This is a genomic window from Bifidobacterium lemurum (assembly GCF_014898175.1).
Classification (GTDB): domain Bacteria; phylum Actinomycetota; class Actinomycetes; order Actinomycetales; family Bifidobacteriaceae; genus Bifidobacterium; species Bifidobacterium lemurum.
The window spans coordinates 2,709,439-2,732,060 of record NZ_CP062948.1; the positions used below are offsets into that span (position 1 = coordinate 2,709,439).

Here is a 22,622-nt window from a genome sequence, read left to right on the forward strand (position 1 = left end):
TCCGCTTACATGAAATCAAATCCGTCGTCTGCGACCAAGCCACGCTTCAGCAGATATACCGCCTTCTGTTCCAGCGTCTTCATTTGGTTGGTTCCCTTGATCTGCTCACGCACGCGCAATTCGACGTTAGAACCATTGCATGCGTCCGCATCGCTGGTAAGAACCAAGGTGGCGAATGCATGCCGATTGGCAATCTGCTTGTCCGCCATGTCGAAAGCCACCGGGGTTTCGTTGGAGATTAGAGTGTTTCCGCTCCACAGTCCGACGAACACGGTTCGCGGTAAGATTTTACTCTCCACTGGTTCATCCTGTACAAGCTCCACAGTCAATTGACCGGTGGTGATGCGATCGTTTTTCTGTAGGATACGGAAATCAACCGGTCGAGCATCGCCAGCGGCGGTTCGCCCCTTATTGACATGCACCACGGGAACTACGATCTCCTGCAGTGAGGCGCCACCATGCACATACCGCACTCCCGTGCCCTGCTTACGCAATCTCAAAATCGAGTTGGGAATCTGCACCGTCAGGCCTTTGTCTGATTGAGTAAGACCGAGTTGTTCTCCGGTAAAAGTGATGAAGGCGCGGTTAGGAGCCAGATTACGTCCGACAGAGAAACGACGTGCCTTCACCCAGACTTCATCCCCTTGAGGCTGCTCACTCAGCCACTCGGGATTCTCCACATCATGGTCTTGATAGAGGAAACCATGATCTGCAGTGACAATCATGTTGCTGACATTTGCATTGGCCAGTTTCTTGATTATCTTGACTAGCTCATCGATGGCCTGGCTGCAAGCGTCGAAGGTTCCAGATTCCGTCTTGTCTGAATCACCAACCGCATCGATACGGTTGTGGTAGACATACAGCGTATTGCAGGACTTCACCAAATCCCTCGCACCATCACGGTCAAGGGCCATGAAGTCGTCATATTGAATGGCATGACCGTCTACTCTGTTAAGAATACCGTCCCGATTTTCCGTGCCGGTCGCGCTATGCCCATCCACAACAGCGCGATAATGATCCGATTCGCTCAAGGACAGCGTGTCATGCGGTAGTAAGGCCGCCATACCAAGCTGCGTATATGACGGCAGCACACTGCATTGCGCCGATATCCCAGCACTGTATCGATTTTCTGCACTGATTGCGTCAGACAGCTCCTCCGCCACCTCATAACGCAGCGCATCAGAGATAATCACCGCTATCTTCTTGCCAGATTTGATGCGCGGCTGCACTTCCCTACGATAGAAATCGCGCTGCGAGGGAACACTGTCAATAGTCCATGAAGACAACGTATCAATCTGTTGCTGCCACGCCTGCCCCAGAGCCCTCTGGAATGTCGTATAAGAGTTCTCTAATTCTTGCCGAATCACGGGCACATCATCATCCGCGGAACGCCAAGCAATGGTGAACCGCCGATAGGCTTGATCCACCGCATACAGACGATCACGATACAATACAAAGCCCTGTTCCGCACTGTTGATGTCATCGATGAGAGGCGGACCATCATCCAGCTCACGACGCAGTACACTCGCAGCAGCAATTGCCTCATATTTTGCGCGGAAATCGCTGAACCACAAGCCAGAGCGACGCTCGGCGATGATTTTACGTACCATGTCGGCAGGGAGTGAATGCGCGGCAAGCCGTTCGTACATCCGTCCGATCAACGCACTGTCCACAGCGCGAAACACACCATGCGGCAGAAGCTCGTCAATATCCAAATCCTGCACTTCGGCATGAATCATCAGATCATCAGCTGCTTCGTCGGATAACGCCTTGAATGCATCTTCGAAAGTGCGGTCGTTACGCCAAGATTCAAAATCGCGTCGGATGTTCGCATAAACGTCTGTGCTGGACGATTCTGTGATGAATCCTTGCCATGCCAGTCGGAACAGCCATAGCATGAAGTCTTTCACCGACGCTTTACCGCCAGAAGCAGGTTCGTATCGATAAATGAGGCCTGTGCCTGTCCAATGAAATTCGGACAACCCCATACGTTCAATTGCCATGATGCCGGATTCATCGCCATCGGCGTATTGTTCCAGCAACGCACGCCAAATATCCTGCAGGCTGTGTTTGCCGTCCCTCAATCCAAGTAGCACAGCAATCATCTTGGCTTGGAATATTTTCTCATCGTCAGAGGCGTTCAGCAGAGCCGACAGTTTGTTCACACGGCTGTCGCTGTCAAAGAACTTTGTGGTGCGACGCATCACGTCCAGCCATTTGGACTGCGTATCCGGCGTGGTTGTCGGCAAGACCTCAGTGGCGATCATCGAGAGCTTGTCGGCCGAAAAGACGGGACCATATGCCAGTTCGAGATCCAGCAGCCAATCGTCTTTAGTTGGTCTGATCTCCTCCTCTGGCACATAGACCAGGAACTTAGCTGTCGGAGCCTCCCTAAACATGCGGTAACGCACATTGAACGGGTTATGTTCAATCCGGATGAATCGAACGTCCTGCAGAACAGGCACAGAGGCGGACTCCCCTACCAGGCCCTCGACCGTGTCGGCATATTGATTTTTCTCATCGCGCCAAAATACAATGCGGCCACGTTCGCCGTTGCGACTGAATCGCTCTGCTAAGAGTCTCGAAATCTGATCAAGCTCACTCATGTACATCACCCGACATCTTCTCAATTTATAGAGTATCTCAGATCATCAGTTGACCGGGCTACCAACAAATCATGGCTGGAGGCATAACGATGATTCTGTACGTAAGCTCCAGAACGCATGTGCGGAATGTCGCCATTAGGCAGCACCAGATGACCATCATCGCCTTGCTTGCTTCCTCTACAGGGAGTTAGCAGCAGCACCTTATAGCCATTTTCAGAATTCGCCCACCCATGAGCAACTTCTCTGCCTTCACTGCTGAACGCCCATTCAAGCGCATGACCAAGTTTACGATTCATCACATCATCAGATGCGCATAAGCGTTGAGCCTCTTCCTCATTCCAAGGAACTTGATCAAATACCCGCAGGATCATTGGTATTTGAGATCGAATACTTCTGTTCTCATAAAAGGCCAGATACCTCATATCACGGAAGAAACGCTCAGGCTTGCAGACATAGATGGGCTGATACTGATATATATCCCAAGCCACGCGACCTGGGACAATCAGCGTGTCCGTGTCAATCTGCGGGCACTGATCGTATACTTCGCGCCATCTGCTTGCATCGCGCTCCAGCCATTCCCCGTATTGAGGCGATATGAGATAAGCGAGTCGAAACACATCCTGCATTGCCTTCGGAATATCAAATGCCTTCAAGAAGTTCTGATGTGCAACTCGATTTCGAGTAATACGAACGCTCTCCACCAGCCCTGCAATCGTTTTTCGTGTCACATGAGGATTAATACCCTGAGCAAACACTTTATACAGGCATTGCCTCCATAACTCCTCATGCTTTGCATTGAAAAGATGCGACCAAAACCCAAACGTGAGTGTGGCGATGATACGATCGCGCGAATCAGGCCTCTTTGCTTTTGCATTCTGTTCACGCGCCCCAGCAATGCTCGCAAGATCCTCGTCATTCAGCCCAGAGCACAGCTGCAGAAACCAGGGAATTCCCCGCTCGTCTTCTTTACAGTACTCTTTGAACACTTGATCCACAGCGTTACGCAACAGCACTTCCAAGTGTCCAATGGTTGCAAAACATTCCGCAGCCATGCGGCTGTTCCACACATAGAGCTCCACGGCTCGGTTAAGATCTCCGCCCACTTCTTGGAGGTACTCATTCAGTCGAATCGGACTAATCCCCCGCTCCACAACCTTGTTCCGAGGTTCGTCATTAATAAGTGAGCGCGTAATCGTTGTTCGTTTGTCGTAATGGGTGAGCGCGAAACGGTGCCTGCGATCTATTTGTCGTTTTGTCCGGCGTCGGCGCGCATGCGTTCGATCGCCTTTCCCAAGTATCCCATGTCCAGGCCGGCGCGGCGGGCCATCGCCTCGGTGCGGTCCCGGCTGACGCGTTCGAGTTCGTCCTGGATGACGGCGATCTCGCGGTTGAGGCGGGCGGGGTTGGTGGCGGCGATGATCCCCTCGATGCGGCGGCGGGCGTCGTCGACGACGTATCCGCCGCCCCCGGCGGCGCGGTCGGCGGCGTCGTGCTCCAGCACGCGCGCCCACGGGGTGCGGGGCTCGTCGTACACGGTCTTCCTGCGCCCGTCGCGCCCCTGGTCGACGCGCACGGGCTTGCGGGTGGGCGTGAACAGGTTCAGCAGCACGTAGGTCTTCGCCCACAGCCGGTTGAGCAGCTCGCGCTGCTGCGCGGTGTCGTAGCGCCAGTGGAACGCGTATTTCCTGACGACGTGGTTGTTGCGCGACTCGACGGTGGCCTGGTCGTTCTTCCTGTACGGGCGGCTGCGGGTCTGTTCGATGTCCTGTTCGAGCAGCCAGTCGACGAGCTCGTCGTTGATGAACTCGACGCCGTTGTCGGAGTCGAAGCAGGTGACGGGAAACGGGAAGAGCGGCAGGGCGGTGGCGACCGCTGCCTTGATGTTGGATTTGGCATTGTTGCGGGCGGTGACGTTCACGGTCCAGTTCGTCGCGTAGTCCACCATCGTCAGGGTGCGGGCGAACTCGCCCTTCATGCTGGGCCCGCAGTGGGCCACGGTGTCTGCCTCGGCCAGGCCGGGAACGCGGATTGTCTCGTCGGTGCATTTGCGGATCCTGATCGAGTTGCGCATGTGCTCCGCGGCCGGCCGGGTCAGCGACGCGCCCTTCGGCATGGCGGCCTGTTTGAGCGGTCTGAGCCGCCGGTCGATGGTCGACGGACTCATCGCCAGCACCTGGTCCAGCGCGTCGCCGTCGATGCCGTCGAGCTCGCCGTTCGCCAGGAGCGCGGGAATCCACTGGTCGAACATGGCCTTCATGTACGGGCCGCACGGCATGCCCATGAGCAGCCACAGGCGCTCCAGCAGCCGCTGCGCGCCCGCGTCGTACTTCGGCCGCCTGCCCCGCGCCGCGCCTTTCACGGGTTTCTCCCTCTCCGCCTGCGTGAGCAGCCGCCGGGCGGTGGACCTGCCCATCCCGACGGCCTCGAGGCGGTCGAGGATCTCGCCCTTCTGTTTCTTGTCGCCCTTGGCGTACTCCGCCTTGAACCTGTTCGTCAGCCGTTTTCTCGTGGCCATGTCCAGTCTGCCTTCCATAAGGCAAGCATCCCCGCGAACGACGCGGGCCGCGCGGGATTTCGCGCTCATTATTTATGACGAACGGAATCCAATTTCGCGCTCAAACATTACGACGAACGTCGGTTCATCATCAACTGTGCTGCCATGCTGCTATACTATCCTATGTACGCCCCGGCCAAGCCTCTGATCTACGGATCAAGCTCCCGGGGCTTTGTCTCTGACTCGCAATACAAGGCCCAAAATAAGGATTATAGGGTTATAGAAACTGAACGTAATGCTTGTTTTTGCTTCAGTTCCTATAACCGGATAATATGCTATGCACCACTCACCTGTATGTGCGTATATATAAGATTCTGCTACGAACAGTTATATCCGCTTATTTCACCTCATATCTGAGAAATAGATTCCGATTCCTTGGCTTTCTCAACTGCTCTATCTATAATATTCAAAAGAAATTTGGGACAATCTTCAAACGAAGCCTGTAAAGTTGCTCTATAGTAATCCTCTTCATTTTTCTTAGAACCGCTATTGATGTTTTCATAACAGTCTTGCCAAGTTTTCCATTGCGAATTCAAAAATGGCTCAAGAGTATCCTCAACTATAAAGACGCTGTCTCCATTATCTAAATCATAAGTTCCGGAACTAGGATAATAATCATCATTCACCTTATCTTCTATATGAAAATAGTGAACCAAAGAAAAATTTGAATTCTTATGACTTTGTTCCTCAGCATTTTTCTTTGAAACATCTTTAGTGAATCTGTTTTCCCAACCATTATCATTGTCAAAGACAACAACAGAAGGAATTTGAAACTCTTTAAGAATAGCATGGAAATAAGGAATATTGCTCTTGCCCATACAAGGAACAATAGACATACCCCACCTTTCAAGTTCTGCAATACGTCTTTTATCTGCGATAGCAGATAAAATGGCGCGCTCACTAGTCCCTTCAACGAGTATCACCGCATTTGCAAATAACGCATACGAGAAATTTTCTGATATTGTTTTTCCTATGCGACTCTGAACGTTGTTAGCACCCTTATGGTCACCGGACTCTAATCGATCTACAACAGACTTCTTTTGAGCATGAGTGAGTTGAACCAAAGGTACACCATCCATACTACGCCGGGACAAACGATACACTTCTTCATAGTGGCTTGGGTCGATAAAATATGGACTATGTGTTGCATACAGTACTTGAACATCACCATTGACCGCTTCGCCCAGCTGCCGTAGAACATGAGCAAAAGCTCTTGCTTGTATCGGATGTTGATAAAGTTCAGGCTCTTCCACGGCAAGACAAAGAACCCCTCTTTGCTCTTTATCATTCTCTGGAGATTCTAAATTTTCTTTTAAGCTCATGCGTCTGGCCAAAAGCTGTAGCGCTGAGATCAGAAGCATTCTTTGGAATCCATGTCCTTGACGGCTGACAGCTGTCTCATTATCTCCATCCAATACCGATACTTTAAAAGTAGTTCTGGCCGGTTTAAGTTCTTGCGCATACGGTTCGACACGAATATTTCTTGCAGCTGAGTATGAACCAATAATTTCATTTAATTGATCAGAAAGTTCATCGAGTTGATCACCAAAAGTGTTCTGATAAATCTGCTGCTCTTGCTCTCGCAATGAATTAAAAAGCTTGCTAATTTGATCATCGGCTGCTTTTCGATCAATTGTTCTCTCTATAATAGTTCCCAGCAGAGTTGTACGAGCATCTTCTGATTCTTCTGATGCACGATAATCAGCCCTTACTAGCGAGTAATTAAATATATCTTTCATTGAAGCATTGCTGTTAAAACCATTAAATGAGGTAGAGACCTCTTCTCGCACTTCCTCAAGTTGATCGTGATGTTCTTGCTCCCAAGCAGTAAGAGCATCCGTTATAGCTCCTGCTGTATTAGCAGTAGGCAGATCCAATTCGGGATGATTTTGTCGCAAAAACTTATATAGGTCTTTTTTCTCTGCCGCTTTTGAGGCCTGCTTGATTGGAGTAAATAGTGGATTGCCCATTATATTTGCAGAAAGAAATTCTCGACCATCCTTACGCATCTTCCATGCAGTAAAGGAAGTTGTCCCCGCAGGCGCGTATTTGCCTAGGGCATCACGATCTCTATCATTTAGATCAGAAAAAGTAACCCGAACAACTATTGGCTCAATTTCATGGTTATATGTTGCGTCTTCATCAGAAAGATCATTTCCAGCACCATTGAAAAACCAATCTAAAGCATAAAGAATCGTCGATTTTCCTGCCCCATTAGGCCCTATCAATGTTGTTATATTTGAAAAATCTATAGTTGCGTCATACAGTGTACGAAAATTCTGAATTTTTACTTTTTGAATTATCATTTCTATTTCCTTTATCTTTGCGAGATACTGTTTGAAGCGGCAAAACTAAGATTTTACGAAACAACAACTGATATTCACTTTTTAATATTCAGCTTTCCCTTCAAGGGGATGGACAGGCCATGTCCAGGTGGAGACTTCTTGGCGTTTGCGTTCTATGGCGGGGATGGCTCGGAGGGCTTTGCCCATGCGGAGGTAGTTAACTAGGACTCCGTCATCGAGATCCATTTCCAAGTTGCGTGTGGCGAGAGGATACAGCACATCATCCTCGTAGGCTTTGCACTCAGTTACGGCTCTACGTAGTTTCTCGGCTTCGCGCTTGTCTTGGGCACGGTCGGACTTGTCAAGCTGCATAGCCTGATCAGCGATTTTGACCGTGAAGTCACGTAGGTATTCAAGCACCTTACCGGTGGTTTGCGGCGTGCAACGATGCAAGTACACCAACGCCTTGAATGCACCCTTGTTATCGGTCCGGCTTGAATATTGCCAGTAAATCGGCCGATTCGAGTACATCTTGACGTGATCGTTGTAAAAATCGTTGACGAAATACTTACGAAGCGGCTTACCCAACACGCGTTCAATGTAAGCGACGTTTTCCGTAAGATGATCTTTGCCGAAGGCGACTTCAAGGAACCTGCGGAATCGCGACACAATATCATCCCCAAAGCAATCAGTTTCCGTCACAGGAATGACATTGTCTTCATCCGGCATAAATGACGGTTCAGGAACATGCTTCAAGTAATCCGCAATTGTCTCACCTTGTGAAGCCAGAATGAGTCCTGGCTTGTCCAGACCGTAACGGCCAAACATGCAGCCAACTGCATAGGAGATAAGTTCCTTGACTACATCGCAGGCAAACAGCTCGTCACGCTCAGCCGGCGTGTTCTTAGGATAAGCAAATGCCGCATTACGCTTCAATGATACGCGCTCCAATGGCACATCTGTTGGGACATCGCCAACCACGTCATAAACTTTAGCCACAATTTCGTTATTACGGATTTCATTTGACTGTTGTATATGCGACTGTTCATTCCAATGTTCATAGAGCCTAACAACTGACTGCTCAAGACTGAACATCTTATCAGCAGACTTAAGCAAGTCATTTTTTTCATAGCTCCATGATGTCTCAAATGAATCCCAATCAGTTTGAGCCATATGAACCATCTCGTGAGCAAGATTAACAGCAGCAGAATTCTCAGTAAGATAAAACGGCAATCTAGCAAGCTGGCCAGCTTCGAAATTTAGCGTAGGCGAAATTGCCATAAGAAGCTGTTGTGCAACAGAAGAATTCCCAAATGCCAATAACGGCCATAGCAAAGTATTATCTGTTGGAAACATTGAACAACCCGCGACATCAAACACAAATCCCTTTGGGAAAAGTCTGAATGCAGTTGTTCCAGAAGAAACTTTAGACCAAGATACGCAAGGCAAAAAATAAAGATGCGGGCTATTGGGACGAGAACCCTTTAGAGAAGCCATATATTCTCTACCATATACATCATACCGTATTACTGATGACGCATTTCCATACCACTTGCGGTACTCTCCACCTTTATTGTAGGGAAACCATTTTTTCCCATACAAGTCGACTGAGTTATTGCTGACACAATCATCCGTAAAATCATCGAAACTTATCTCAAACCATTGCCGGAGAACTGAGTCGTTATTACCTGTAGACATACCATTTTTTAATTGAGCGAATTCGCTAAGAGGTTTACCTGAGGAAAAAGCGTGAAGCATGGCTTCAGAAAGCCAATAGACAATCGGAGAGCCTGGGATTTGAGCAAATTCAGACTGGTTGACAGTGTAACGCAGACCACTTGGCTCCGAGTTCTCCGCCGCGAAAGCGTCTGCTTGAGCCTGGTCTCCATGCACATCCACCAATCTTGTATATATGCCAGCGGATTGAGGTTCATGCTTCGCAAGAGTAAACGCTGTAGTGGAGACGACTTCGCCTCCAATAGCATCAAACGCTCCAGCGCCCAAGTGAGCCATCGTCGATATTTCCGTATTTGCTAGCAACAGTTGCCGCATACTCTCGAATGACGAGAGAAACATCCAGCTTTGCATAGTAACCATGGCGAGCACACCGTTGGATTCCACCAAATGAAGGTTACGCAGCATAAATGCAGCAAACAAGTCAGCTTTGCCATCCTCAAAATGATCTTGAACGTATCGCTTCAAGTCACTGCCCATATTCTTGCCGCCCATATAGGGAGGGTTGGCAACCACACATGCATATTGATTCGAGAGCAACTGTGACTGCCTAATAACAGTACCCACACGAGACAAAGTATCCGACCCCATCAGTGACAGATCATTCCAAGTCACATCATTAGGAACATCTTGCCAACGCAGTTCCTTAAGCTGGCTTAATTCTGATGGAGGGATAATCAATGAACCCTCGACATCCGCATTGGCGTATGTATTCCACACATCTTCATCTAATGTGACATCGTAGAGTCGGTTGAGATCTTCAATTTCTGTAGAGTTGAACTCTTCCTCGGCAATGAGCTGGATGTTCGGTAACACTTGGTTGCGGAAGAATCGACGGGACTTGGCACGAGCCTTCATGGTCAGGGCGAAGGCGGCGAGATTTGCTGCGCGTTCGTCGATTTCCATGCCAAAGAGGTTATGTTTCAGAATCAGACCGGGGATTTCACTGGGGGAATAGCCTTCGTCTTCATAAATCTGATAGAGCAGGTCGAAGGCGTAGGTGAGCATGTGGCCAGAACCGCAGGCGGGGTCACAGACGGTAAGAGATTCTGGGGTGATGATGGAGAGGAGAGCCTTCGACTCGCTGCGCTCACTCAGGATGACAGAAGAGGCATCAGCGCTCTCAATGACGGAAGAATCCTCATCATCAGCAGTATTGACTGGTTAGATGTAGTATTCCCAGGTTTTGTAAAGCTGGCAGTCAGGGTGGTTCTGCATCCAGAGACGACCGACGCTGTTCTGCACAAGGTATCGCACTATCCAATCGGGGGTGAATAGCTGGGTTGCTGCTGGAATCTCGTTGGCACCGGCTTTCTTGGATTTCTTGAATCCAGCCATCACCTCGTCTTTACGTTCGGCGATGTAGAACTGGTAGAGCCAGCCGATGATCTCCACATCCTCGCAGTCCTCAGGTGTCATCACCTCGATCGCCCGGCGCAATACAGAGCCTTCCGCAAGCAGATCAGCCGGCATCAGCAGCTCATCAATCTTGCCAAAAGTCGAGTTCGTGTTCTCGAACATGAACGGCATGAACTTATGCCAATACCGGCATTCAGCCTGCAGGAGTAAACCATAGGCTTGCCCCTGCGGGTCGTCAGAATGTGTGGAGCCGTTGAACAACGCTTCCACAGCATCGCGTAGTTTGGCGTTCGAAGTGCCGGTGGCCTCGAATACATTCGAGTCATACTCACCGCGTTTCGCAGCCGCCAACACCTCAGGCAGGCCGTTGACATCTGTCACATCGGCCGCGGAGACCACTGGCATGGAGGTGAATCCGTGCGCATCCATGTAGCGAAAGGCGATGATGCGGTTGAACCAACGGTAGGCATACCGCTCCACCACATGGTCTTTGCCCTGCTGACCACCACCGTATTTTCTCAGCTCTTGCTCCAGCTGATTGAATACGTTCGGACTGTTCACCTGAACCGGAGAGTTCGGAACCAGTGCAGCTTCCAACCGTGCGGATACCGCGCCCATGAAACTGCGACGGGCTTCAGCAGCAAAGCTCTGCAATTTCGATGTATTCACAGTAGAATCCTCTCCCCTTGTTCGACGACAGCAACAAGCTTACGGCGATATGCATCTAAGAACTCGTCAATGTCCTGCTTGGTTTCCAGTACATCTTTGATATGCGGCTTCGCAATAGTGTTGATATGAACACTACGCCTGACGGGACGATCGATCGTTTTCTCAGACTGATCGGAATGCGACACGTTGACCTGAACGGATGCAACGAGCTGATTCATTAGCCGCGGATACTTGTTCTCCTGCGCATCACGAACGATCGTCTGAATGTTCCCGATGACCGATGTCTCGTCCAAGCTCCGGCGAATTTGCTGCATGATTCGATCCACTGTGGACTGCATGGACTCAGATGCCGACCGATATGCGTCAGATTCTCGCATAGACCCAGTGAGTGTGTCGATTGCCGCATAAGCGTTCTGACGCGCCTCATCGACACTGGTCTTTACAGCGGTCTGCAACTGCTCAACAAGATCCTTGAATTTGTTGACTGTATTTCCTCGGAACAGTGTCGGGCTTATTGCCAGATCGGATGCTTGGCGGAACAATTGTTGCACATCGGTAGGCATCAATGGCTCATTAGGCCGATTGCGCTGTAACCACTCATTGTTCGCGGCAAACACTGCCGCTTGACTGCCGTGGAAGAACTCAATAACCGGATCGATGACATCATCCTTGGCATCGAGCAATTCTTCAGAACCATGTTCGGCATCGACATCGGTGAATTCATCCAGCAGCCAGGCTTCGCCTTTTCTGGAAGCGTAGGTGATGGCAGTAATGGGTTCAGACAGGCAATCGATGAATGCGAAATCCGCATGACGTGACTTCAACTCGTTCAAGTCAATAGATTCATCCACCAGCTTGTTCTTAATCACTGACGCCAAATCCATAGGCATGGTAGGAAGTTCAGATGCAGTCAAGCCGAAGAAATCCCTTGCAAACTCACGTAATTTTGCGACCTTTCTAGAATCAAAGGTCTTTGGAATGGTCACCAGCATGGATTCCTGCTTTTTCGTGCTGCGTAACATCGCCGCGGCTTCGGTACGTTGCACGGGTTTAGCATCCATGGTCAGTTCAATGTTCTCGGCACCATACAGGTAACCGATGCAGGCAAGAACAGCAGCATAGGGCCATCCGTATGGCGCAGCGGCATACTGCACAATAATCGCTTTAACCGTCAAAGCAACGTTTTTATCCCTGCTTTCACGAGTAATGAATGACAGCACGTCATCGGATGGACTTTTGAGTTTATCCTCAGCGACGTTGGCTTCTGCGAAGGTACCCGGCTGAGTCGCAGCGGCACCAGCGATAACGCCCGCCAGCCCGGACTCCTCATAATGCACTCCACCGAGCATCGGGAAATTAGTGTAGTAGCGGCCAATCAATACCTGCATGCCTTCGAGCACATGCGCTTGAGGATCTGTGGCTTTGACCTCGACAATTGCACCGTTGTATACGAACGTACCTGCCTTTACGGCGTTACCCACACGAGTACGCAATTCCTTACGTAGATTCTCTTGAGCGGCTCGTTTACCCGCGATGATGCGCTGCCTGCTCTCAGACTGGCTTCCGGAATCCGTACGGCGTAGATAAGTCGCGGTTTTCACATGCATACGGATATCGTCAAACAACGTCGTATCAGCATTGTCAAGCAATAATGTGATGGCATCTCGGGCTCCCATGCTGTTGGTGATGGCATCCGCGCGATCGGCTTCGTCGCCTGATGTCACTACGTTCAACCATATTGAGCGTGGAGTGGTTTGCTGCACTTGATCGATTTTCAGGCCAAAATCAAAGTCCGCCTTCTGAGGCCCATATTGAACCTTCATTTTGCCAATCACATCGCCTACAAGAATGTTCTTGAATTCGGCAATCATGTCGGTATGGTCGATATCGACGTTCTTGATTTCCTGCTCAATATCCTGTTCCTCGTTGGTGAGGTACTCGTAGGATTCCCCCACACGCTGCACATAAGTATTTTGCTCAAGCACGCGCAACGCTTCACCAATCTGTCGTTCCAGATCCAACATGTCTCCATTGAACTTGTCGGTCAACAGAATACGCAGATTGTGCGGTGTGGCAGGGAACCCGTCTACATGCTTGACCAGCAGCAGCACTTTCAGCAGTCGTACGCAAATATCGTTCACCGCAGGATCAAGCACCTTCTCAGCCTGATGGATGCGATAGTTCACCGTGCTCTGGATAGCGTCGCTGATGCCGTCATACAACCTGTCGAACGGAATAAGCTCTCCAAAGGCTGATTCTTTGGCTCGCTGCAGCGTGGTGCTGATTGCAGCGAGCATTGAACGCTCCCCCACGGAGGCATGACGTCCATCGAACATATTGTATTGGCTCATACGACGCAACGCGGTTTGGAACAGTTCGAACTCATAGTTCACCAGCGGATAGCTTGCAATGAAATCTTCTTCATCGAAAGCTTTCGTGGTGCTGAATTTTGCAGTATTCGAAGGGAACTCGAACATCGTGCGCATGTTAGGCCCCTGCTCATGCCATAGATTCTGCATCAGGTCAGCGTATTCAGGTTTCTTGGAAAGCAGACGCTTCTGAATCACCTCAATCACATCGGCGCTGTTGAGCTTGAGCTTAATGGCGAATCGGGCTTGAATCTTGGAGAAATCATACCCCTGCTGTTTGGTGCGGTCGCCAACGATGGTGTCCATATCTTCCTGCGAGGTAACGACCACCCATGCACGGCCATTGGTTTTCACGGCAAGATCTTCGGCTACGGATTGCAACTGAAGCATCAGCTCGGTGTTTTGTCCAATGAACTGGCCTACTTCATCCACCAGAAATACGATGCGATGGTTGGGGTCCGGCTGTTGTTCAAGCCAATGCTTCACGTCATCGGCGAAATCACCCACAGCGGCGTGATAATTGTTCTCGTATCGCTCGATAATGCTATCTTGCGCGGATTTGCCAGTCACCTCTGCATAAGCCTCACAGATTTCAGCATCCCATAGAATCGCCTCATCGCGACCTTCGCTCCATGGCTTGCCGACTTTCTCGGCAAATGCCGTTTTGAATGCCTCAAGCTGATGATTGTTATCCAAATCCCGCTCGAATTTCGCAACATGCGGGGTTTTACCAAAGTATCCACGCGACTCATCGAATACGCGAATAAATGCATACAGCAATGCAGTGGGGCTGCCCTTGTCCGATTTTTGGTCGATATTGAACAGAATCGAAGTAGCGGGAAACGTCAGCGTGTGTTCCAGTTCGCCGGCAAGCATCGCATTATCCTGATCATCTGCCTTGGCCATGAACGAGCGGACAATGTTCTCACGGGTCAGAGTGCGGTTCTGCACATCGCTATCAATTAGGCTACGCGGCACATCACCCAAGATGTGCGACAACATCTTCAGTAAGTGCGATTTACCGGAGCCAAAGAAGCCTGAAATCCAAGCGCCATTTTGCGAATGGTTAGACGGATCGTTATACGCGCCGAGGAAAGTCTCCAGATTCTGCTGAATCTCGCCGGTCAACACGTACTCGTCGACTTCGTCGATCAAATCCCTCTCATCATTGGCTTTGATGACACCGTTGATCTTCTTATCGATGTTCTTGACAAACAAATCCGCAAACGTAATCTGCCGAGTTTCCTTGTCCATGCCAATCCACCCTTCTCGTGTTGATTATTCCATTGCCGGTCTTATGCGAGTATTGATAGCCACCGCATTATGCACTCATCTCCATAAGGTCTCTCGCCCGGTAATAGTTGTCTTCTGGCAGACAACCGAACAACGTCATGGTCGAACCGGAAACGGATCTGCTGGCGTATACGCCAGGATAAAACAGCACCAACGGGCAATCATCAATACGTCCCTGAAGCGTATTCAGTAACGTATGAGCCCTCACATAGGGGTAGACCTTACCCACACCGGTGATGAATAGAATATCCGCATTGCCTTGCGATCTCGCCTCTTCGTAATGACGGCTGATAAGGTCGGGAACTTGTTTCGCATCCGCTCCCAACATGTTGTTCAACAGGCTAAGGAATTTATCTTCTCGAACATTCGAGGACACGATTTGATGACGCCTTGCTTCGATATCGAGAACTTTATCGAGCACCTTACGCTGTTGCAATGCTTCGATGATGATGTCGTAAAGGTCTAAAATCAATACTTTCGGAGCGAAATCACCGGCACGTTGAGGTGTCATGGTCTGCAATTGCGAAACCAACGTCGGAATATGCTCTATAACCTCGAGTTCCTGTTCGGGCGGATAATCGTAGATGTAAAACGCCTGTTCGCCAGCCAAACCGCTCCCCTTGCGGAACGATTCGTCTTCCATAATTCGACGAAGCTTCGCGAAATCCTCATCGATATTGCGTCGCTCATCGATGCTGGTCACATCGTCGGACATCTGTCATCCTTCCTGCTCTGATGCACTGATTCCAGGCTACGCGAGGGAGGTTCCTCGCATCGGGAAGAAGTCGAACGAATCTGCCCTTCTCATAAGAATACTGGTCATCTCGCGGCTGAGCAGTGAAGGCCTAATAGTGTCGTCCTCTTTGCACAACAAGTCTGCCTCAAACATGGCCTTGAACACATTCGAGCGCAGTTTTGCAATCGTTGCTGAACTCAAATCATCAACTTCAGGATGCCACAACGACTTGTCCAACATAAACCGGTCATAATCATCATGTGTAACCGTCGCCTTTCCCAACAAATAATGCTCTCTCAATACTTCATTCGCGAATTCGCCAACGATAGCGTAATAGCGACACATCGCCACCCACATCAATGCCTGACGATCCGGTAGTGGGCTATCTTCATCAGCAAGATGGCGAAGCTCCTGCCATGTGAGAGCACTCAGCCGCTTGATGACCTCACGCACAGTACGCACACTCGCTGAATACGTACGAATGCTTAAAACATTCTCGTCAACCGCCCGCTGCCGTACCTTGACAACTTGTTCGCCTACTTCAACCGCTTCAGCAGCTAAAGCTGCATTCACACCCGTATTCGGGTTCGATTCGAGAGCTTCCACAGCATCATTAGAAGTCATATCGGTGCGGGAGCCACATTCAGCCAATAAAAGCGAGGCAATAGTCTGTCCCTGCGAGACCAACAGACCGCCCACCGTAAAGGAAAGCCGATAACGTCCGTCCTGCAACGTCTCCGCACCATATGACGCCATATCAGTCTTTCTCCCCCTTTACTCAAGCAAGCAGAATACCTCAGGATACAACAAAGTATCGAATAATTGAATCTTCTACCGAACTGGGACTGAGACTTCATAACATGTTTCAGCGATAATCCTCAATAACCAGTCTACGTCGTAACACGCCCTCTCAGAGGTAATCTCATAATTCGGCGATAACGCTCACAATATGCAAAACATCAACTAAACCCTGCACCAGCACGAATGGGCACTCGTTTCAGTAAACTCAATAAAGCTCGTTCAAGATCGAAGGATAAACAAGTATGTTCATTACATGGTCGATGGTCATAATCACTGCCGCTGTGGCAATGTACGCTTGTTTTCTGCTCATAAAGCGTAGAGATCGTCAACCAGCAATCAACTCCTATATGCCACTCAGCGCGATTGTCGCGGGACAATCTTCAGGATTCTTCAGACAGATTGTTCTTCGATTCACGCCAATTATCATTATTCTCATCGCGGAATTAGCAGTTCTATCAGAGATGAAAGTTGATTTCGCTGCAAAAATGATGGCGCTTTTCATGTCCACATTATTGTTCTCAATCGCAACATACGGGGTATCCGCAGCAAAAGCTTTTGGCTTTGGCGAAAGATTATTAAACATTTCCGTGATACTTCTTAATTGCATTCTGTCTGTCGCTCTCGGAATAACATCCCTTTCTTTTGACTACTCATGTCTTGCGCCATCGAATTTTTCCTCAATGATTGATAGTCTGTGGTCTTCATTATCCGTTGCTCTTGTGATTATCGTATTCTTCGAACTTCTCCGTAATGATCCAGAAGAAAAACAAACCGAATCGAATGCCCTACAAGGACGCAAAGAGACCTTAATCATACGTTCTTTTAGCCAACAGGTCCAACGTTATATCAGCGTCATCAAACAGGAATCGCAGAAGCAATCCGCTTCTCCTTCTTTGCTAACCTCAATTCTCATTTACGAAGATCTCAACAGGCCAAAATGGATACGGACAGTGGAGAACCTGCTAGTGGCAATTCCTGGTACCAAGCTCACTGTTGGTATTGCACAAGTCGAATCAACAGTCCCGCTATCAGACGAAGAGAGCATCTCTAATGCAGCGCAGCGTTTGTTCAACACTCAGCAAGAAGACATCAGCCAAATGGTGGGGGCGGTAATAAAATACAATCAGTCTGAGCAATACGTAGGCGCAGTGATGGAAATATTCAGCGTTCTCAAACGATATAACCTATTGCAAGAGAACTCCCAAAATCAGACATCATAGATTCTCGCTATCATCAAGACCAAGGCGGTGACCAATCTCGTGAATCATGGTGGAGCCGATCATGCACACCAGCTGCTGGTAGGCAGAGGCAGACATGTTTGCGTAGACTTTGAAGATCGCTAATGTCAGGTATCACGCCGCTATCATGTTTGAGAACAATGGCATGTCAATAATGCGAGGGTAAGTTAGATTCCATCATGATGAAGGAGTCGTCATGATCTCACATGTATACAGCCATGATGAACTTCGCGAACTCATCGTTCCCATGTCGTCGCATTACGGCATGAAATCGGCACGCTTATTCGGCTCCTACGCGCGCAATGAGGCAACATCGATTTCAGACATCGACGTGTTGTTGGAAGGCAATCCCGGATTCAGCCCATTGAACGTATTCGCCATGGCCGAAGAACTACGAGAGAAGTCCGGCAAAGATGTGGACATGTACGAACTGAGCGAACTCAACGACGGACCGTTCCGCAACGCCGTATTCAAGGACGCGGTGCTGCTATGAACGAGAAAGACCCGCATAAGCTCCGGCGCATCGTAGAAATCGGACGCAAGCACAGAGCAAACCATCATCCACAACAACAAGTATCCATGCGAATGGAGGGAATCGTCGTCGACACCGAAGTAGCGGCCGCCCCGCCTCGCATCACAAGCCCGGTCTTCCCGCAATCATAATGTCAGCTGCGGTATATCACCGATGGTCAGTAGTCTTCCGAAAGAGGTTTCCATAGAGTCACGCCCGCCGTACACCACGATGCGTTGCGCCAAATCCAATCCCATGATTTCGGACAACTTTGAGATTGTGGCGAAAGCATGCGAATCATAAGTCGCGGAAGCCTTCACTTCGACTGCATAGCGAACGGCCCCGCCCTTCTCGATGATCAGGTCGATTTCCTGCTGTTTATCATCACGCCAATAGTACAAGCGTGGAGTTCTTCCACGTACGGCATACGCCTTCATGATTTCCGATACCACGGCGTTCTCAAACAGAGGACCGCGATACTTGCTCATCATCAACTCATCATCACTTTCCAGATCGAGTAGATAGCTAGCCAATCCAGTGTCATAAAAATACAGTTTCGGCGCCTTGATCAATCGTTTGCCGAAGTTCTTATGGTAAGGATGCAACCTGAAGGCGATGAAACTGGATTCCAACATCGAAATCCACTCCTCGACGGTCTTTGCGTTGACGCCACAAGCGGAAGCCATGGCGCTATAGTTGACCACCTCGCCGACCCGAACTGCGCACTGCACAAGAAAGTCGCGGAATTGAGACAGCTTACGCACACCCAACTCTTCACGGACATCCCGCTCCACATACGTAGACACGTAGTTCGGAAAATAGTCAATAGGATCAAGACCAATGTCGTAAATTCGCGGATAACCGCCTCTGCGAACCCACATATCCATGCCCATGTCAGCATTCGCCAACTCGCTATGAGACAACGGCATCAGGTGAAGAACCGATGCCCTCCCGGCCAATGACTGTGAGATGCCTTGCATCAGCAGAAAATTCTGCGATCCGGATAAGATGAACTGTCCCGGCTCCTGCCCCCGCTCATCGACGATGCCTTGCAGGTAAGAGAACAACTGCGGCACACGCTGCGCCTCATCGAATATGGCATGGTTGTTGTATCTGGCAAGAAATGTCAGGGGATCATTCACAGCGAGACTTTGCGCATCGGGGTTCTCTAACGACACGTAATCATACTGAGGAAACTGCTCACGGATCAACGTAGTTTTGCCGCTCTGCCTTGTGCCCGTCAAAGTAAGGATAGGAAACTGTTGAAACTGCCGAATCATGGTCGGCGTAATAGCCCGCGGAATCATCGAGTCGCCTTTCCTTCAACTTATGGCATCATCTAATCCAGATTAACACGCTTTCTATTCCCGATTTACACCTATTCTATTCCTGATTTACACCCACTCTATTCCCGATTTACATGCATGCTATTCCCGATTTACACCAACGGTTCCAGCCGATCTAATGCACACACCCGTATCCATATCAGTACCCGTGCGAATGGAGGTAGTCGTCGTCGAGGCCGAAATAGTGGCCGATCTCGTGGATCACGGTGATGCCGATCTGGTGGACGAGCTGCTGACGGGTGGAGCAGACACGTTCGTGTGGGCCTTTGAAGATGGTGATGATGTCGGGCATCACACCGCCGTAACTGGTGGTGCGCTGCGTAATCGGCACGCCTTCATACAAACCCAGCAACTCGCCGTGGGAGCCGCACATGGAGGCGAGCTCGCGCTCGTTCGGTTCGTCGGCCATGGCGATGCCCACATTGTCGAGCACTTCGCGGAACCGTTCGGGAATCGAATCCAACGCCTCCTCGACCGCGGCCGCGAACTCGTCATCCGTCATTCTCAACGCCATATCAGCACTCTTTCACTGTGTTGTCACGCCCTTCAACCATACCCAATCATCTCAGCGTGCACATTTTCCAACACAAAATAGCCTGTCGTCTGCCACTTTCCAACATGAAACAGGGGTTTGGCTGCACGTTTTCCAACATGTCGGGCAGCCAAACCCGTGCGGACTCAGTCGAACAGCGGGTCGTTGGGGTCGATGATGGGCAGGCGTTCACCGGCCTCCTCAGGAGTCTGGCCGCCATAGGCGCGATGCGGCAACACGGCCCATGCATCAAGGAACACACCGATCAGCAGCTCACGTCTAATACCCGGGTCCAACATCGCGGCGTCGACACCGAAATCAAACAATCCCACCAACAGCTCAGCCGGATTCGTCCGAATCGGGGCATAATAAATCGACGCGGCCAGCTCTTCCCAACGCACCATGCAGTCACCCAGAATCGTCAGCGCCCTGCACCGGTCGCGTACCAAACGCACACACTCTCGCTATGCGTCGTCGAGACGGACTTCGCCATACGAATGCATTCGGCGGTCAACCGCGGTTCGGATGCGGCAAGCTCCGCCGCGTGGGCCACCACATATTCCAGCGAAGTCAGCCCATCTTCGTCGGTGAAGTCGAATGTCACCCACTCATCAGCCGCATGCGCGAAAGCCGGCGAGTCCACGTCGATACACGATTCAGAATCATCAGCTCCCAGACTCTAGAAGCATTCAGCATAGGCTCGCTTCATCGTCTCTTCGGACTCATCGCCCTTGATCTGGGCGTACAAATCAAGCACTATCTGGCAATCGATCAGGTCGCTCTCACACGGATCGTCATCCCAAGGCGATCCGATTGGATGAACCGGCGGAAAACCCGCGCGATCGGTATGGCCCACGTATAGTCCATCAGCGTAGGTGCTCCGGTATTCAATGACATCTTATCCACGAGGCCCAGCCCCTCAACGTGGACATTCCGATAGTAAATGACAGCTTATCCACGGGAGATGGATTTTCAACGTGGGCGAATCGGCAGTAACTGCCGAATCATACACACACGGGTTATCCATCACCGTTGACGGTGTGATAGCGCACAGCAACTCATCCACACCCGCAGGAGTCAACACGTTAAAGCCCGAGAACCAGAGGGGGGGGGCAGGCCTATGGCTACTCCAACGAATCGAGGACGTCGTCGATAAGCAGACGGGTTTTTGCGGCATCGGCATCGTTTCGCAGACGTGGGAACCGCCGCAGAGCATTGGCGGGACTGGCATCGGCGGCTCGGGCGATATTCGATTTGCTGATGCCGCGCGACGCGGCCTTCTCCGCCAAGCGATCCACCAGAGAATCGGAGACTTGGCGCATGCGTTCGGCGACCCACAATTGGGCCATTTCCGGCGAAAGGTCGTAATCCTCGGACAGTTCGCTGCTCGCCTCCTGCACGGCCGCCCACAGCACCATGAACGGTTTGCGGTAATAGGCGATCTGCTCTTGGGGCGACTCCCCCGCCAGCGCCTCCAGCGCTTTACGGTCCGTGCTGTTGTCGCTCATATGCCCTCATTTCGCCGCCATAATCCGCTGGGACAAGTGTACGACAGGATGGCGGAGATGCTTCGACTCCGCTCGGCATGACGAAGAAGGGAACACTTGCATGACGTAGGAAGGCATGCCCGGGATGATGATGAAGAGGACGCTCGACATGACGAGGATGATGGAGATGCCTCGACTCCGCTCGGCATGACAAATAAAGGTACCCGGCATGGTGACGAGAAGGTTCGGCATGACGGAGGGAAAGTACGCCAAAGGTGTGTGGCCGATAGATGGGCGCTGTTACCTGGGCGAGATTAGTATGGGCTGCATGACTGAAGCAGCACATGACGATTACCAACTGCCCGCAGGCTTCGAACGGTGTTCGAAGCTTGATCCCGTCGTCCAAGCACCGACCGCGTTGGAGCGTGCCCGCGTGCTGGTGACGATTCTCGCCAATCCCGGCGGATGCCCGTGGGACGAGAAACAGACCAACACGACCCTGCTCAAGAATCTGCTTGAGGAGACCTACGAATTCGTCGATACGGTCGAGGAGAACGACCGTGAGGGCATGCGCGAGGAGCTCGGCGATCTGCTCATGCAGTCGCTGTATCAGGCCGCCGTATGCGAGAAGGATGCGACCGACCCGTTCACCTTGGATGAGGTGTGCGACCGTCTGGTCGATAAGCTCATCACCCGTCATCCGAACGTGTTCGCACCTGATGATGACGCGAACACAGGCAAAGAGGAGTCCGCCGAAGAGGTGCTGGCGACATGGAATCAGATGAAGCAGCGCGAGAAGCGCCGCAAGTCCGCCATCGAAGGCATCTCGCACGCGCAGGGCGCGTTCCCTCGCGCGGCGAAGATTGTGCATCGTGTGGCCAAAGCCGACGATTCGGAATTGTTCGTAAAAGCCATAATGCGGGCCAATACCGACGCCGATTCGCGCCAGTCGACACCGGATGATTACGCCGATCAGATCCTGCGCGTCATTCAGCAGGCCGACGCCGATGGGGTCGACATCGAATCGGCGTTGCGCAATCGCCTGCGTGACATCGAACAGCGGATCATCGATTTGGAATCAAGCGCTCGGTAGAAGCTGTCA

Annotated in this window: 18 protein-coding genes; 3 read left to right on the plus strand and 15 right to left on the minus strand. The window is 50.8% G+C overall.

From position 1 onward, the window contains the following. Window positions 1-5 precede the first annotated feature (5 nt). From pglZ to BL8807_RS10880, 9 genes are all read right to left on the minus strand, one after another. Complete coding sequence (gene pglZ / locus BL8807_RS10845; protein WP_072726801.1) at window positions 6-2,606, minus strand: BREX-1 system phosphatase PglZ type A; 2,601 nt, start codon at window positions 2,604-2,606, stop codon at window positions 6-8. Window positions 2,607-2,626: 20 nt separating this feature from the next. Further along, entirely contained in the window at window positions 2,627-3,658 is a 1,032-nt protein-coding gene (locus tag BL8807_RS10850; RefSeq protein WP_143148011.1) for a hypothetical protein, read from the minus strand. Between the two features lie 188 nt (window positions 3,659-3,846). Then, window positions 3,847-5,121 carry an integrase catalytic domain-containing protein gene (locus BL8807_RS10855; protein ID WP_226805655.1) on the minus strand — a complete coding sequence of 425 codons (1,275 nt, stop codon included), beginning with the start codon at window positions 5,119-5,121 and terminating at the stop codon, window positions 3,847-3,849. Between the two features lie 386 nt (window positions 5,122-5,507). Then, window positions 5,508-7,466 carry an ATP-dependent nuclease gene (locus tag BL8807_RS10860; RefSeq protein ID WP_072727062.1) on the minus strand — a complete coding sequence of 653 codons (1,959 nt, stop codon included), beginning with the start codon at window positions 7,464-7,466 and terminating at the stop codon, window positions 5,508-5,510. Window positions 7,467-7,547: 81 nt separating this feature from the next. Continuing rightward, window positions 7,548-10,307, minus strand: coding sequence for a BREX-1 system adenine-specific DNA-methyltransferase PglX (gene pglX, locus BL8807_RS10865; protein WP_306345543.1), 2,760 nt, complete (start codon window positions 10,305-10,307; stop codon window positions 7,548-7,550). 36 nt (window positions 10,308-10,343) lie between these two features. Next, a complete protein-coding gene (locus BL8807_RS12045; RefSeq protein WP_226847375.1) occupies window positions 10,344-11,207 on the minus strand; it encodes a BREX-1 system adenine-specific DNA-methyltransferase PglX in 864 nt (287 codons plus the stop codon). Then, window positions 11,204-14,830 (minus strand): BREX system P-loop protein BrxC, encoded by a 3,627-nt coding sequence (gene brxC / locus BL8807_RS10870; RefSeq protein ID WP_072727063.1) that lies wholly within the window; start codon window positions 14,828-14,830, stop codon window positions 11,204-11,206. Before brxC ends, BL8807_RS12045 begins: the two co-directional genes overlap by 4 nt. Window positions 14,831-14,897: 67 nt before the next feature. Then, window positions 14,898-15,584 carry a DUF1788 domain-containing protein gene (locus BL8807_RS10875; protein ID WP_072727064.1) on the minus strand — a complete coding sequence of 229 codons (687 nt, stop codon included), beginning with the start codon at window positions 15,582-15,584 and terminating at the stop codon, window positions 14,898-14,900. Window positions 15,585-15,620: 36 nt separating this feature from the next. After that, window positions 15,621-16,361 carry a DUF1819 family protein gene (locus tag BL8807_RS10880; protein WP_072727065.1) on the minus strand — a complete coding sequence of 247 codons (741 nt, stop codon included), beginning with the start codon at window positions 16,359-16,361 and terminating at the stop codon, window positions 15,621-15,623. Between the two features lie 287 nt (window positions 16,362-16,648). Between BL8807_RS10880 and BL8807_RS10885 the strand changes: the two genes are divergently transcribed. Beyond that, window positions 16,649-17,626 carry a hypothetical protein gene (locus BL8807_RS10885; RefSeq protein WP_072727066.1) on the plus strand — a complete coding sequence of 326 codons (978 nt, stop codon included), beginning with the start codon at window positions 16,649-16,651 and terminating at the stop codon, window positions 17,624-17,626. On the opposite strand, the gene BL8807_RS12220 is transcribed toward BL8807_RS10885, so the two are convergent. Then, window positions 17,621-17,722 (minus strand): metallopeptidase family protein, encoded by a 102-nt coding sequence (locus BL8807_RS12220; RefSeq protein WP_143148021.1) that lies wholly within the window; start codon window positions 17,720-17,722, stop codon window positions 17,621-17,623. The two genes, BL8807_RS10885 and BL8807_RS12220, sit on opposite strands and share 6 nt — an antisense overlap. Window positions 17,723-17,840: 118 nt before the next feature. Here BL8807_RS12220 and BL8807_RS10895 point away from each other — a divergent pair, with 118 nt between their 5' ends. Next, window positions 17,841-18,137 carry a nucleotidyltransferase family protein gene (locus BL8807_RS10895; protein ID WP_072727067.1) on the plus strand — a complete coding sequence of 99 codons (297 nt, stop codon included), beginning with the start codon at window positions 17,841-17,843 and terminating at the stop codon, window positions 18,135-18,137. Window positions 18,138-18,301: 164 nt separating this feature from the next. On the opposite strand, the gene BL8807_RS10900 is transcribed toward BL8807_RS10895, so the two are convergent. From BL8807_RS10900 to BL8807_RS10920, 5 genes are all read right to left on the minus strand, one after another. After that, complete coding sequence (locus BL8807_RS10900; RefSeq protein ID WP_072727068.1) at window positions 18,302-19,462, minus strand: ATP-binding protein; 1,161 nt, start codon at window positions 19,460-19,462, stop codon at window positions 18,302-18,304. 178 nt (window positions 19,463-19,640) lie between these two features. After that, on the minus strand, window positions 19,641-20,009 hold the full coding sequence (locus BL8807_RS10905) for a metallopeptidase family protein (protein ID WP_072727076.1): 369 nt from the start codon (window positions 20,007-20,009) through the stop codon (window positions 19,641-19,643). Window positions 20,010-20,179: 170 nt separating this feature from the next. Next, window positions 20,180-20,437, minus strand: a complete 258-nt coding sequence (locus BL8807_RS10910) for a hypothetical protein (RefSeq protein ID WP_072727069.1) — start codon at window positions 20,435-20,437, stop codon at window positions 20,180-20,182. A gap of 275 nt (window positions 20,438-20,712) precedes the next feature. Beyond that, window positions 20,713-20,889 carry a hypothetical protein gene (locus tag BL8807_RS10915; protein ID WP_158217133.1) on the minus strand — a complete coding sequence of 59 codons (177 nt, stop codon included), beginning with the start codon at window positions 20,887-20,889 and terminating at the stop codon, window positions 20,713-20,715. A 268-nt stretch (window positions 20,890-21,157) separates the two neighbouring features. Beyond that, on the minus strand, window positions 21,158-21,541 hold the full coding sequence (locus BL8807_RS10920; RefSeq protein WP_072727071.1) for a transcriptional regulator: 384 nt from the start codon (window positions 21,539-21,541) through the stop codon (window positions 21,158-21,160). A 307-nt stretch (window positions 21,542-21,848) separates the two neighbouring features. Between BL8807_RS10920 and BL8807_RS10925 the strand changes: the two genes are divergently transcribed. Beyond that, window positions 21,849-22,613: a MazG nucleotide pyrophosphohydrolase domain-containing protein gene (locus tag BL8807_RS10925; protein WP_072727077.1), complete on the plus strand. Its 765-nt coding sequence runs from the start codon at window positions 21,849-21,851 to the stop codon at window positions 22,611-22,613. The last annotated feature ends 9 nt before the right edge of the window (window positions 22,614-22,622 follow it).

Excerpts from the sequence above, each read along its gene's own strand:
- pglZ (WP_072726801.1), bottom strand. The coding sequence starts at position 2,606 with ATGAGTGAGCTTGATCAGATTTCGAGACTCTTAGCAGAGCGATTCAGT.
- BL8807_RS10850 (WP_143148011.1), bottom strand. The coding sequence starts at position 3,658 with ATGGCTGCGGAATGTTTTGCAACCATTGGACACTTGGAAGTGCTGTTG.
- BL8807_RS10855 (WP_226805655.1), bottom strand. The coding sequence starts at position 5,121 with ATGGCCACGAGAAAACGGCTGACGAACAGGTTCAAGGCGGAGTACGCC.
- BL8807_RS10860 (WP_072727062.1), bottom strand. The coding sequence starts at position 7,466 with ATGATAATTCAAAAAGTAAAAATTCAGAATTTTCGTACACTGTATGAC.
- brxC (WP_072727063.1), bottom strand. The coding sequence starts at position 14,830 with ATGGACAAGGAAACTCGGCAGATTACGTTTGCGGATTTGTTTGTCAAG.
- BL8807_RS10875 (WP_072727064.1), bottom strand. The coding sequence starts at position 15,584 with ATGTCCGACGATGTGACCAGCATCGATGAGCGACGCAATATCGATGAG.
- BL8807_RS10880 (WP_072727065.1), bottom strand. The coding sequence starts at position 16,361 with ATGGCGTCATATGGTGCGGAGACGTTGCAGGACGGACGTTATCGGCTT.
- BL8807_RS10885 (WP_072727066.1), top strand. The coding sequence starts at position 16,649 with ATGTTCATTACATGGTCGATGGTCATAATCACTGCCGCTGTGGCAATG.
- BL8807_RS12220 (WP_143148021.1), bottom strand. The coding sequence starts at position 17,722 with ATGTCTGCCTCTGCCTACCAGCAGCTGGTGTGCATGATCGGCTCCACC.
- BL8807_RS10895 (WP_072727067.1), top strand. The coding sequence starts at position 17,841 with ATGATCTCACATGTATACAGCCATGATGAACTTCGCGAACTCATCGTT.
- BL8807_RS10900 (WP_072727068.1), bottom strand. The coding sequence starts at position 19,462 with ATGATTCCGCGGGCTATTACGCCGACCATGATTCGGCAGTTTCAACAG.
- BL8807_RS10910 (WP_072727069.1), bottom strand. The coding sequence starts at position 20,437 with ATGGTGCGTTGGGAAGAGCTGGCCGCGTCGATTTATTATGCCCCGATT.
- BL8807_RS10920 (WP_072727071.1), bottom strand. The coding sequence starts at position 21,541 with ATGAGCGACAACAGCACGGACCGTAAAGCGCTGGAGGCGCTGGCGGGG.
- BL8807_RS10925 (WP_072727077.1), top strand. The coding sequence starts at position 21,849 with ATGACTGAAGCAGCACATGACGATTACCAACTGCCCGCAGGCTTCGAA.